The organism is Paenibacillus sp. V4I3 (assembly GCF_030817215.1).
In the GTDB taxonomy this organism is placed as follows: domain Bacteria; phylum Bacillota; class Bacilli; order Paenibacillales; family NBRC-103111; genus Paenibacillus_E.
Window position 1 is genome coordinate 4,708,654 of the sequence record NZ_JAUSZA010000001.1, and the last position, 13,188, is coordinate 4,721,841.

The 13,188-nt window shown below is 43.6% G+C and carries 12 protein-coding genes and 1 pseudogene; all 13 read left to right on the forward strand.

The window, feature by feature from the left end; translation table 11 throughout:
* Nucleotides 1-88 precede the first annotated feature (88 nt).
* The 13 genes and pseudogenes from QFZ77_RS21630 to QFZ77_RS21690 all read left to right on the forward strand — a co-directional run bounded on the left by QFZ77_RS21630 (nucleotide 89) and on the right by QFZ77_RS21690 (nucleotide 13,174).
* Nucleotides 89-1,918: a sensor histidine kinase gene (locus QFZ77_RS21630; protein WP_307442576.1), complete on the forward strand. Its 1,830-nt coding sequence runs from the start codon at nucleotides 89-91 to the stop codon at nucleotides 1,916-1,918.
* Nucleotides 1,893-3,041: a response regulator gene (locus QFZ77_RS21635; protein ID WP_307442578.1), complete on the forward strand. Its 1,149-nt coding sequence runs from the start codon at nucleotides 1,893-1,895 to the stop codon at nucleotides 3,039-3,041. The genes QFZ77_RS21630 and QFZ77_RS21635 overlap by 26 nt, the downstream gene beginning before the upstream one ends.
* A gap of 194 nt (nucleotides 3,042-3,235) precedes the next feature.
* Complete coding sequence (locus QFZ77_RS21640) at nucleotides 3,236-3,844, forward strand: stalk domain-containing protein (protein ID WP_307442580.1); 609 nt, start codon at nucleotides 3,236-3,238, stop codon at nucleotides 3,842-3,844.
* Between the two features lie 112 nt (nucleotides 3,845-3,956).
* Nucleotides 3,957-4,799 carry an RMD1 family protein gene (locus tag QFZ77_RS21645; protein WP_307442582.1) on the forward strand — a complete coding sequence of 281 codons (843 nt, stop codon included), beginning with the start codon at nucleotides 3,957-3,959 and terminating at the stop codon, nucleotides 4,797-4,799.
* A 274-nt stretch (nucleotides 4,800-5,073) separates the two neighbouring features.
* Nucleotides 5,074-5,712, forward strand: coding sequence for a cell wall hydrolase (locus QFZ77_RS21650; protein ID WP_307442584.1), 639 nt, complete (start codon nucleotides 5,074-5,076; stop codon nucleotides 5,710-5,712).
* 226 nt (nucleotides 5,713-5,938) lie between these two features.
* Entirely contained in the window at nucleotides 5,939-6,355 is a 417-nt protein-coding gene (locus QFZ77_RS21655; protein ID WP_307442586.1) for a hypothetical protein, read from the forward strand.
* 218 nt (nucleotides 6,356-6,573) lie between these two features.
* Nucleotides 6,574-7,145: pseudogene (locus tag QFZ77_RS21660) on the forward strand (class I SAM-dependent methyltransferase).
* 638 nt (nucleotides 7,146-7,783) lie between these two features.
* On the forward strand, nucleotides 7,784-8,176 hold the full coding sequence (locus QFZ77_RS21665) for a (2Fe-2S) ferredoxin domain-containing protein (protein WP_307442587.1): 393 nt from the start codon (nucleotides 7,784-7,786) through the stop codon (nucleotides 8,174-8,176).
* A gap of 57 nt (nucleotides 8,177-8,233) precedes the next feature.
* Nucleotides 8,234-8,929: a class I SAM-dependent methyltransferase gene (locus QFZ77_RS21670; RefSeq protein ID WP_307442589.1), complete on the forward strand. Its 696-nt coding sequence runs from the start codon at nucleotides 8,234-8,236 to the stop codon at nucleotides 8,927-8,929.
* An 18-nt stretch (nucleotides 8,930-8,947) separates the two neighbouring features.
* Nucleotides 8,948-10,582, forward strand: a complete 1,635-nt coding sequence (gene nikA, locus QFZ77_RS21675; protein WP_307442591.1) for a nickel ABC transporter substrate-binding protein — start codon at nucleotides 8,948-8,950, stop codon at nucleotides 10,580-10,582.
* Nucleotides 10,579-11,529 (forward strand): nickel ABC transporter permease, encoded by a 951-nt coding sequence (gene nikB, locus QFZ77_RS21680; RefSeq protein ID WP_307442593.1) that lies wholly within the window; start codon nucleotides 10,579-10,581, stop codon nucleotides 11,527-11,529. The genes nikA and nikB overlap by 4 nt, the downstream gene beginning before the upstream one ends.
* A gap of 3 nt (nucleotides 11,530-11,532) precedes the next feature.
* A complete protein-coding gene (locus tag QFZ77_RS21685; RefSeq protein WP_307442594.1) occupies nucleotides 11,533-12,378 on the forward strand; it encodes an ABC transporter permease in 846 nt (281 codons plus the stop codon).
* 4 nt (nucleotides 12,379-12,382) lie between these two features.
* On the forward strand, nucleotides 12,383-13,174 hold the full coding sequence (locus tag QFZ77_RS21690) for an ABC transporter ATP-binding protein (protein WP_307442596.1): 792 nt from the start codon (nucleotides 12,383-12,385) through the stop codon (nucleotides 13,172-13,174).
* Nucleotides 13,175-13,188 lie beyond the last annotated feature (14 nt).

The following is a 13,188-nucleotide window of genomic DNA, read 5'->3' on the forward strand; positions in this document are numbered from 1 at the left end:
AGAAGATGATATCCTTATTTAGGTAGACTTTTGTCGAACTGGCCCGAATGGCGGTTCGAAAGTCATTTGATATAAGGGAGATGCAGCCGTGGACACAAGACAATGGATGTCGGTAACACTTTTTCTCGCAACGGCGCTGATGGTGTTCGTCTCTTTCTTGTCTTACCGGAAACGCTATCTGCCTGTTGCCAAAACGATGGTTCTGATCATGCTGGCAGCGGCTTGCTATGCGTTCGGCTACGCGTTTGAGGTGTTGAGCCGAAGCCTGAACGATGTGAAGCTGTCGCTTCAAATCGAATACTTGGGCATTCCATTCGTTACTACGCTCTGGTTTTTTCAGGTCATTCAATTTACTGGGACGGCGGCTCGCTACCGCAAGCGTCTCGCCCTAGTGCTGTTCGTTGTCCCCGCAGCGGTATTTTTTCTCCATTTGACCAACGATTGGCATCACCTAATCTATGAGCGTTATATTCGGAATGTGAGCGATTCGGTTCCTTTGTACACGACTGTCAAGGGGCCTTGGTATAAGGTGCATACCGTCTATAATTATTCCGTACTTCTATGCGGAATGTTACTGTTTATACCCATGTATTGGCGAGCTTTACCGATCGTGCGAAAGCAAATCGTCATCCTCCTGTTGGGCGCAGTCGCGCCTATGGTGTTCAATTTGTTCTTTTGGTCCGGAATGGACGTTGATTTGACGCCGTTTGGATTCGCTGTATCGGGGATCGCCTACGTATGGGGGATTTTGCGGTATAATTTTCTTCGATTAACGCCTCTTGCGATGGCTAAAGTGTTCGAAACGATCCGGGATGGAGTCGTCCTGTTCGATTATGAGGATCAAATCGTTAGTTACAACGAAGCAGCCGAAAAGGTCCTTCCCGAACTCGGTTTGCCGAAACGTTACCCCATTGGTATGGAGAAGGTTTTGTCAGAAAGTCCAGAACTGCTTAAACGTATTCGTGCCGCTAGTGATAGGGACGAACGCTTCCCGTTTCACAGATTCCATGCACACCGTAACAAGCACTACAACTGCAGTTTGTCACTGATTTATGATTCGGGCAATGTCCTGATCGGAAAGATTCTGATGTTCAACGATATTACGGAGATGAAGGAGAGCGAAGCCCGGTTGCGTGAGAACGCCCGGCAACTGTCTGAGCTAAATGCGTTCAAGGACAAGCTTTTCACCGTCGTGGCGCACGACATTCGCGATCCGATCGCACTCCTCGTGAGTTTGACCGAGCTGCTGGGCGATGAACTAACTGCCGCCGACTTTGAGCACGCCGAATTGGTGAGAGAGCTTAAAGGACAAGTGCAAAGCACGTTCCATCTCGTCGAAAATTTATTGGATTGGTATCGCAGCCAGAAAGGGAAAGTCGTGTTTCGTCCGTTAGGCTGGAATTTGCAGCAGGTCGTCCGGCAGGCTTTATTGCTTTCTGGCACGAAGGCTGGCATGAAACAAATTCGGATGACAGAGCAGATCAACGAGAAGCTAACGGTTAGAGCGGATAAAGAGATGTTGGATCTTATTCTACGAAATTTGCTTTCGAACGCGATCAAGTTTACAGGAATTGGTGGGGCAATTGAGATCGGGGCCGTTCTTGAAGGCGATCAGATCATCGTGTCCGTAAGCGACAATGGTGCGGGAATCGACGTTAAAACATCAGATCTGCTGCGTCTAGAAGAGCCATTCTTAAAGGTAATGGTGAACGGGGACGATTCGGAGGATATGAGATTCGGACTGGCGTTGATCCGCGAATTCGTTCGTATCCATGGTGGCAGCCTTTGGTTCGAGAGCGAGCCTGGGATCGGGACGACCTTCTCATTCACCTTACCCGGCTCGGCTGGTGTGCGGGAAGCGTTCGACGACGGAGGAATGGAGGAAGAAGTTTATGAAAGTGATTTTGGTGGACGATGAGCCGATGATGCATTTGATTCTGCGTAAAATGCTGGTCAAGCTGCCAGAGGTTCACGTGGCGGGCGCTTTTACGGATACGAAGTCCGCAGCCTCCTTTCTAAATGACAACACCGACATCGGTTTGGCTTTTGTTGACATCTCCATGCCGGGCGGGAGTGGGATGGAGTTCGCCGCCAGGATGGAAGCTTTGGCTTCTCCGCTGCAAATCGTCTTCGTCACGTCACACAAAGAATTTGCCTTGAAAGCTTACGAACTATCTGTGGTGGATTACCTGGTCAAACCCGTTTCCCAGGAACGATTGCAGAGGACGGTAAATCGTGCGTTGGCGAGCCAACGGGGCATTCATTCACCGTCGCTGTCTGCTCCCGCTTCCGAAAACTCTGGCAGGATCGTCCTAACGATGCTGGGTGATGTCGTCGTGAGCAACGATGCGGGCCGTGTCAAGTGGATCTCGAGGAAATGTGCGGAGCTATTCGCGTACTTGCTGTTTTATCGTGGCAAACGAATTCCCCGTTCAAGGCTAGTTATGGATATTTTCGGAGGGATGCACCAAACCAATGCGGAGAACTACTTAAATACGACCGTCTATCAATTGCGGAAGTCTTTGGAACCGCTTGGCATGCGCGAGGTCATACGATCTGAGAATGATGGCTATGCGCTTGAATTAAAGGATTCCGTTATCGATTACGTGGAATTCGAAAAGCAAGTAGAGGAGATGCCATCCATTGACGTCGGAAATGTGGAGAGGGCGCTGCACATTGAACGGCAGTATACGGGCGATCTGTTCGGTGACAAGGCGTATGTATGGGCCATTCACGAAATGGTGCGCTATGCGGAAATGTACACCTCTTTCGTAAAACGGCTTGCCGAAGTGCTTATTTCGTTGCGGGATACGACTTCCGCGTCGAAGCTGCTGCTCAAACTGAACGAGCGCAATCAACTGGACGAATCAGTGATACGTCATCTTATGACGATACGCGAGATGACCGGGGACAAAAAAGGTTTGACCGCTCTGTATACCGATTATGTTCGGCTTCTCAGCAGGGAGCTTGGCATTCGTCCGTCCGAGGAACTGATACATTTATTTGACATGTTAGTAAGTCGATTAACCAACAAAAAATAAATATTTGTGTAGATTTGGGTTAAGTAAGTGGGAGAAATATGAGTTGAGTCTATGGGAAGCAAGCTGCCGCAGGTACATAGTGCGATAGCTTGCTTTTTTTCTTGTGAAATTCACGAAATAAATGGAAACATTTACCTTGAAGTTGCGTCTAAATTAAGGAGTTATATTTGAAAGAATAGGGATGGTGCAACACTTTGAAAAAGTTTCTTTTAGGATTGATATGTGGAATCACTATAACAGCATCAACTGCGGTTTATGCATCGGACACGATTCAGACGTACTTGTTTCCAGTTAGATATGAAATTAATGGCCAAAATAAAGAAATGGAAAAGGAATATTCAACTTTAAATTATAATGGGCATGCTTATGTTCCTATCCGTTTCATCGCCGAAAATATGGGGGCATTTGTGGTTTACAATGAACAAAATAATGAAATTAAAGTCAATCATTTTCCAGCAAGCATGGATTTACTAACAGATAATAAGTATCCAAATATCCATTTTGGCCTTATAGATCTTTACTTGGATGGAGGTTATACAGGTATAAGGGGGTTATTATCCTTAGATGACATAGAAGAGCTGATAATAAAAAAAGAGTACAAAATAGATTTCAAACTAAATTTTTATGACAAAAATAATGAATTAATTGGGTCTGCTTTAGGTTCAACCAAATATGGATCTTCAGATGAAAAACGAACCATAAGTATGGGTGAAATAAAATATGTAGCAGCTGGTGAGGTAGGTGATTTTTCTAAGTATGCTTATATGAAACTTGAAATTTTAAACATTGAAGAGCAGAAATGACGTAGTAAACAGTGACGGTTGCCCCGTCTTTTATTATTCATGAGGATTGAAGCCCACTTTTTCTGTCAAGACTAGTTAGCATGACTTTTATAAAGCAGGATGAGTGGTGAAAATGAAAGATATTACTTTTAAGGCTATGGCCGTCACAAATGAAATTGATCTGAACAAAATCGCCATCCACTGCGGCATTCCCAAGAAATACACATGGGAACAGCCTTTAATCCTAAGAGGCGATATACTTAAATCGATCCTAAAAAAAGAAATTGACGCCTATCAACAAGTGTTGGTGTTTTCTTTTGGCAGTGTAGTTTTTGTAAATCACACACACAAGGATGAGATCACTGGCTTTTTGAAATTCATCCAATCCTTCGAACCAGATATTGAGCTCCAGCCTGCTGACAGATACACGGACGATTACAGTCTTCACATCGAAGAAATCGATAGCATGGAGTTAACTGACAAGTATGTAGTTGTAACTGAGTATGAATCCTTTTACCCAGAATTAATCTCCACTGTCCTTGCCAAATCGGTTGCTCTTGAGAAGATAGAGGAACAGCTTGGGAAAATTCATGATGGCCTCGAAATTATGATTGAAAGACTTGAAAAAGGAAATCTTCGTGTCGGCAACAAAGAATTGGCAAGAACGACTGCAAAAATCGTACGTCATGAGTACAACACCCTTGCTTACATCATGATTTTGGATAAACCTGATCTGACTTGGACCAACAGTACGGCTAGCCAATTTTACGATGGGATGATGGTTTTTTTTGAATTGAACGATCGATTTAAAATACTGAAAAGCAAAACGGATATTTTATATCATATCTTGGAAGGTTTTTCAAATATCAGTCATTCCATTCGAGGGCTATTCGTAGAGTGGATCGTTGTGATTCTTATTGTTATTGAGGTTGTATTAACGATATTACAAATCATAGGTTGGATTCCCTCGCATTAAAAAAGCACAATGAACCAGGAGAAAATAGTTCCTGATCCATTGTGCTTTTTAGCTTGACTTAGACAAAGAAAATAAACAGAAAGCAACTCCTTTTTGTGATTTGCGACCCTTAATAAATGTTTCTTCCGAAGTTTATAGGGACAGCCTGGTGCTGTTCCCTATTTTTCGAGCGTGTAAGGCGACATCTAGAGTCGGATCAACACCCCTAAATTTGTAATGCTGCATATCGTTGCCATGTGCGGCGCGTAAAAGGAAGAGGAGGTTATCTTGAAACATGAAGAAGAAACTACAGGCTCTTATCTCCGTTTGTTCCCTTGGTGTAATGGGGATGGCCGCACCAGTTGGTGCTCAATCGTTAGGACAGGGCACACAAAGTGACCAAGTATTGGATATGCAAGAACGATTAAGCGCACTCGGTTACTTTAAAACAGGAATTACCGGTTATTACGGTAACCAGACTAAGGATGCTGTAAAGAAATTTCAAGCCAGTTATGGCTTGTCAGTTGATGGTGAAGCCGATTCCTTAACTCTGATTAAACTCAATAAAACGATTTCACCCAAACAGTCGGTACTAGAAGAATTGGCGCGAATCATTCATTCCGAAGCACGAGGGGAGTCCTTTTTAGGACAAGTTGCCGTGGGAGCTGTCGTTCTTAATCGAGTTCAGTCCGAAAAATTTCCTGATTCCATCACTGAGGTTATTCATCAGCCAGGTCAATTTTCAGCCGTTGATGATGGTCAGTTTAATCTTAATCCAAATTTATCAGCCTACCGCGCGGCAAAAGCCGCTTTGAATGATTTGGATCCAACAACTGGGGCGCTATTTTTTTACAATCCTGATATTGCCCAAGCATCTTGGAGCAAAAAAAGAACCGCCAAGATTACTATTGGTAATCACGTATTTACCATTTAAGAGTAAATATAACGAGAAAAGTCGCGTAAATCGCGGCTTTTTTTGTTATTAATGACATTAAATATAATTCGTTAAAAGTGGAAACTATAACCATTAATTGACGTCTAACTAATTATAAGAAGATGGGTGAATACGAGTTTAAGCAAGCGGGGACAGTAATTAATTATTTTAAGGATATAAGTGAAAAAAATACGAATTTGAAAAGAGTAGGAAGTGTAGCTGATTCATGAGAAAATTAATATTCGTCGCGTTTTTAAGCTTGTTTTGGTTGAGTGCGTGTTCATCTCAACAAAAGTATACTTCCGTTATCGAAGCCATTAAGTCCGAAGGAATCAATATCACTCAAATTGAATCACCCCAGGAAGCTCAACTTAATGAGACCAACCCCCTAAGTTATAAACTCGATAACAATGAAATCATAAGGGTTTATGACTTTGGTTCGAAAGAAAAAAGAGAACTTGGAAAGAAACGTTTCCAAGAACATCAACAGCTTCTTAGCTCCTATGCACCAATCGTGTATCAGACGAGCAATTATTTAGTTCTTTATTACAGCAACGTTAATAATTCAAAAACTGCAACTCCAAAGCTGAGCGAAACGAAATATGGTGAAAAAATACAAAAAGCAATAAATAGCGTAGAATAGTTATTTTTCAGGTATCATGATAGCTCAAGGAAACCGTCTGCCGCTGCTACAACGGCAGCCTTTTCTGCTAATGAGTAAAGACAGGAGTGTTTAATTAAAATTAAATTTTCAATAAAGACTTTCACAGTTTGATGTTAAACTCTAAATACCGTTAATCAAAAAAATTTATCTTTTGTCAAGGTGAGAAAATAAGTTCAAGTTAGGAGTCTTGGGTTAATATGAAACAGAATAAATATGATGATCTTGGATTTTTCGAAAAATACAGTGAGATGCCTCGCTCGATTGGTGGACTAAATGCTGCGGGGGAATGGCCCGTACTCCGTACGATGATTCCCGCGCTTCGAGATAAAAGAGTTCTTGACCTTGGATGCGGCTTTGGATGGCATTGCCAATATGCACGAGAACAGCAAGCACGGTCAGTGGTTGGCGTTGTCTTAAAGTACATCATTGTCTTGTATCAGGAGGAACTTTTATACTTTCGGTTGAACATCCGGTCTTTACCGCAATTGCTGCACAAGACTGGCATTATGGTACGGAGGGCGAGCGATTGCACTGGCCTGTCGACGACTACCAGAAAGAAGGTCAACGGCAAGCGAGATTTCTGGACAATGATGTCGTCAAATATCATCGGACTATCGCTACCTATGTTAATGCGTTAATTGATTCAGGATTTAGGATTATGAAAATATCTGAACCTCAACCAAATCAAGAAACATTGGACAAGTATCCAGAAATGAGAGACGAAACTCGTCGTCCCATTTTCCTCTTGATCGCAGCAGTCAAGAGTTAGACATTTCAGCTAGGGTAATTACTCCGACTGTAAATAATAGCATCATAACAACAGGCTGCCGGCATTATCGAGGCCGCTGAAAAAGTTCAAATCATATAAACAGGGTACCTTATCACAATTCTGAGGAGAGGTACCCTGTTTTCCTGTATAATTTAGTTAACTAATTTCAGGTGGTGTCTCGGATGATTTCAAACCAACAATCCCTTATTCTTAGTCCATTTATGGCCATTTATGATATCGTAACTTGAAACTAGTCATTTAGACATACTCCTCTTTAGACTGATGATAGAGAACCTTTTAAACCAGACCTATTATAGCAATCCTTATAGGATATTCAAAGATAGGCAAAAAAAAGTCGGTTTCCTAAAACGAAGGTATCATGGTGTTTATATTCAAATCCACCTCTGATCACTGGTGTTCTCGAGAAGGGGTGGGAAAGTGCTATTGACAATATACGTTTGTATAAGTAAAATCAATTTTGTTATTAGTAAATATTACTATTAAATATAACAATTCCAAGCTATAAAGCGCAATCCTCAATTTGAAACGAGATAATTGCCGTTCTTAATAGGGGTGTTTGGTTTTATGTTGACTTTAATCGTAATTTTTACAATAAAATTCAGGGGGGTTGAAAACTATTGTCAACGTGGGACTTATCAGAAACGCGCCATCATGTACTAATTTGCAACGGCGCCAGCTGTATGCGCAGGCATGGGGAAGAGGTCACACAGGCAATTCGAGATGAAATTACCCGAAGAAGGGCTGACGGGCTCATCCACACGAGCAGGACTCACTGCAACGGACGGTGTCAAGATGCCTGCGTAGTCATTGTATACCCCGAAGGGGTTTGGTACAAGGACGTTACACCTGAGATAGGACGGCTTCTTGTTAACCAACATCTACTCGATGGGAAGCCAATTGGGGAACAACATACACATACCTACGACGCAGACGATAAAGGCAGCTTTGTACGTTCGCCGAATGCTGCTAAGGGAGAAGATAAGCAAAAGATGTGTGATAGAAAGGTGTAGACGCATCCAATAATCGTAAAATTTACTAATACAGTACGTAAAGGAGAAGAGATTGAAATGAGCAAGGATCAATTGTACGACATATGGTGGCAGGAAAAGGCGGAAGGCGAACAAAGAATGGAGGAAGAGCATCTTCGCCATTGGAAGAAAGTGCTAGGATTTGTGGAAGAGGAAGATTTGCAACGAAGCGATGTGCTCGATTTTGGATGTAATCAAGGGGGCTTCCTTCGTTTTCTCTACGAGCAGCGCCCGTTCCGGGAAGGAGTAGGTATTGATCTTGCACGTCAATCGATTGAGGTGGCTAATTCACGCAAAGGAAGCTTACCGCTACATTATGAAGCAACATCCACTCCGGAGAAGTTCGAACATCGCTTTGATCTTGCCTTCAGCATTTCTGTCATCTATCTGATCTCCGATTTGAAAGAGCACGCCAGGAAAATAAAAAAAGCACTGAATCCTGGGGGCATCTATTACGCTACGTACACAGATTATAGAGGGAATCCAAGTTTACCGGATATTAAGGATAAAATTAACAGAAGTGGTGCTGTCCCGATGAATTTGCATTCACTGGATGAGATTGCTGGAGCGTTCTGGAGCGAAGGATTCGAAGTGGGTATCCGACGTATGATTCCAACTAATTATACCGAATTGTCTTCAAATGATCGTTGGTTCCGTCGCATTGAAGATCGCATGTTGTTCGAATACGAGCAAGCCTACATATTCCGTTTCATTGCTCCAAGTAACCAAAATTAAAAAAGGAGATCTTATCCCATGTTTTCATACATAAAAACGAAGTTACCCTCTATTCTTATGCTGATCTTAGCCATAAGTCTAACAGCTTGTTCAACAAGTGTTGACAAGAAAGCAGGAGATATTGACACCCAGAAACAATCAGAGACGACTCCGAAGATGATTACGATGGCTTGGAATGCAGATGTTGGAACTCTTAATCCCCATTTATACGGTCCGAGTCAAGTGTTTGCCCAAGCTATGGTGTATGAGCCACTTGTTGACTATGTGGAAGGTGGCAAAATCGTTCCGCGTTTAGCCGAAAAGTGGGAGGTTTCAGATGACGGACTCATGTATACGTTCCACCTTCGGAAAGATGTAAAATATTCCGATGGCTCTGTATTTAACGCGGGTAATGCAAAGAAAAATATAGACGCCATTATGGCTAACAAGCAGCGGCACAGTTGGATGGGAATTGTCACTGTGCTCGATAGAACGGAAAAAATCGACGATTATACGATTCGTCTGATTCTAACGAAGCCGTACTATCCTTTGCTCCAGGAACTAGCATTTGCTCGCCCATTCCGATTTTTGGCGGATGCTGGGTTTCCTTCGGATGGCAAGACTTCGGAGGCGATCGTGAAGCCGATTGGAACCGGACCCTGGGTGTTATCTGAATATAAGAAAGATGGGTATGCTGTATTTAGTCGCAATGAGAACTATTGGGAAATAAAGCCCAAACTTGCTTCAGTAAAAGTACTCATCATCCCGGATTCCGAAACGATTGTAACTGCTTTCGAGAAGCATGAAATTGATTTGATAGTTGGTGCTGGCATTATTAGCATGGACAACTTTAAATACTTGAAAGATTCAGGTAAATACAACACAGGCGCTTCAGAACCGCTAACCACAAGGTCAGTTATCCTGAATAGTGCCAAAGCGCCAACTTTGGAGATGAATGTACGACTGGCGATTCAGCATGGAATTGATAAAGCGAAGATGATCCAAAGCGTCACTTTAGGTTTGGAAAAGAAGGCAGATACGATCATGGCTAGTAATTTCCCTTACTCGAATATTGATCTAAAGCCATATGCCTATGATCCGAAGAAATCAGAGCAGCTGCTAGATGAAGCAGGATGGAAACTTCCTTCAGGTAAGTCAGTACGAGAGAAGGATGGCAAACCACTATTGCTTGACCTTGTGTATGTAAGTACCGATGCGATCCAAAAGCCGATGGCTGAAATCATTCAAGCTGAATTGGCAAAGATTGGTGTTCAAGTGCAGGTCAAGGGCGAAGAACTGATGGTAGGCAATGGAAGATTGAAGTCGGGTGATTACCACTTGAACTTCTGGAGCACCTACGGGGTACCTAATGATCCGCATAATTTTGTTACAACGAGTACACAAGCGAAAACAGGCATACACGAAGCGCTTCTTGGATTGTCGACGAAACCGCAAATCGATGCCCAGAGCAAGGAAGTGTTGGCAAGTACCGATGAGAAAAAGCGAGTAGAGCTATACCGCTCTATTTTGACTCAGATTCACGAGGGAGCCGTGTTCTATCCAACTGCTTACGAATCCATGATAACTGTTTATCATAAAAACTTAACAGGCCTTAAATTCAACGCGACCAAATATGATTTCCCGTTTGGTACGTTGGATATTACAACTAAATGAGTAGTTCAGTACTAAGATATGTGCTAAGACGTCTGGCGGGATTGCCTGTTCAGCTGTTCTGTATTTCACTGCTTGCCTTCATCCTGGTCCGGCTCGTTCCGGTTGAACCAGCCGAGGTGATACTTCGAATGTCAAATTTGACACCTACCGAAGAAGCAGTCGCCTCCATGCGCAATGAACTAGGAATGGACCGTTCTCTTCCGGTGCAATTTGCCAATTGGTTATGGAAGGCTTCTCAATTTGATTTTGGAAATTCGTTTGTCAGCAAAACACCGGTTTGGAGTGATGTTATTGGTAAATTCCCAGCCACGCTTAGGCTTGCAGTGACAGTCATTGGACTGTCACTGCTCATTAGTATTCCGCTCGGAGCTTTTTCCGCATTGTACAAAGGAGGATGGTTCGATCAGCTCTGCAGACTTCAGTCTTTTATTGGGATATCCATACCTCGCTACTGGTTAGGATTTTTGCTTGTTTATTGGTTTGCTCTGAAATTAGACTGGCTGCCAACACAGGGGAACCATAGCTGGAAGCATCTCATTTTACCTACACTCACACTTGCTTTTTCGCAGGTTGCTTTCCTCTCCCGTCTGCTTCGCGCCAGTATGCTTGAAAACATGAAAGAGTCATACGTACAATACGCACGAATAAGGGGAATACGTGAGTCAGTCATTTTATTTCGTCATATTCTTCCCAATTCGCTGCTTCCCATTATCACAGCGACTGGAGTCATGTTTGGCCATTTGCTGGGCGGAACGGTCATTGTTGAGCAAATTTTTAGTTTGCCGGGGCTTGGTCGGTTTCTGATAGAGTCCATCTTGAACCGGGATTATCCGGTCATTCAATGTTATGTGCTGCTGATGGCCGTTGTGATTGTTACGATTAATCTTATTGTTGATATCTTGTACAGGATCCTGGATCCACGTTTGAACATTAAGGAAGGAGTGTAGACAATGATTGGTGCGCTTCGAAACAACAGCTTTCTCCCAAGCATTCGATATAAGGGACTCCAAATTGGCTGCGGAGTCTTGTTAGCAGGAATTGCTTTAACAGGTATCGCCGCTCCGTGGCTCGCTCCGCACGATCCGAACCACGTAGAACTGCTGCATAAGTTTGCTTCGCCATCTCTCGAATATCCATTTGGAACGGATCATCTTGGTCGTTGTGTGCTGTCAAGACTTCTTATTGGGATCAGGACCTCGCTAGGTATTTCCATTGCTGTGATGGTATTTACCCTCTTGATCGGAATGGTAGTGGGAACCTTCTCAGCGCTCAAAGGTGGCTTGGTTGATGCGACATTCATGAGGCTGTGTGATTTGCTGCTTGCTTTTCCTACGCTCGTGCTTGCGTTTGCGCTGCTCGGCATTTTTGGAACGGGGGTTAAGAGTTTGATCATGGCTCTTGTTTTATCACAATGGGTGTATTACGCTCGCATGGTACGGGGGATGGTGCTCTCTATCCATACACGAAGTTTTATTCAGGCGGCAATCGTAAATGGAACACGTCGCTGGATGCTTTTATGGCGTCATATTCTTCCTAACATTTCTACACAGATTCTTGTATTGGCCGCGCTTGAAATCGGTACGGTTATCCTCGAAGTAACCGGATTTTCATTTCTCGGTTTAGGCGTTCAGGCTCCGACGCCGGAATGGGGGATGATGATGAACGAAGCGCGTCAGCAGCTTCGTCAACATCCCGAAATGATGTGGATCCCCGGTCTTGCTGTCATGTTCGTCGTGATCGTTTGCAATGTGCTTGGCGAGTCGCTTCGAGACTACTACGATCCTAAGGGAAGGTGAACGTATGGAAGCGAATCGATCTGTGTTAACAGTCCGTGATTTAACAATAGATCTCAGAAAACCGGAAGGCATTACACGTATAATCAACGGGGTAAGTCTGGAGTTGCAACCAGGATCAGTGCTAGGAATCGTCGGGGAGAGCGGTAGTGGCAAATCGATTACGTGTCTTGCTTGCATGGGTTTATTACCACCAAATGCGATGATAAGCAGAGGAAGTATCGCACTTCTTGGACGGGAGTTGACAATGCTCGCACAGGAAGAGTGGCGTTCACTGCGAAGATCACGTTTGTCCATGATCATGCAGAATCCGATGGCCGCGTTTAATCCCATACGCCGAATAAGCGACCACTTTGTCGAAACGTTAAGGGGGCAAGGGAAGATTAGTCGGGAGGAAGCCTGGGAGCTGGCAATAACCTCATTAGAGCAGTTGAATCTGCCTAGACCTGCACTACTGATGAATCAGTACCCCTTCCAATTGAGCGGAGGCATGCTTCAACGAGTCATGATTGCTATTGCGATGACTGCTCGCCCTGGTGTTCTAATCGCAGACGAACCCACCACTGCTTTGGATACGGGGAGTCAACTGCTCGTATTGCGCGAACTCGGAGAGTTGTGCCGGAATGCCGGTACTGCTTTGATCATCGTGACACACGACTTAGACGTTATCGCAGAAATTGCCGATGATGTTGCGGTCATGTATCAAGGTGAGATTGTGGAAACAGCATCGGTCCATCAGTTATTTAACAATCCTGTACATCCATATGCCCATTTACTCGTAAATACTAGAATCTGTTAATTCGCAGTAATAAC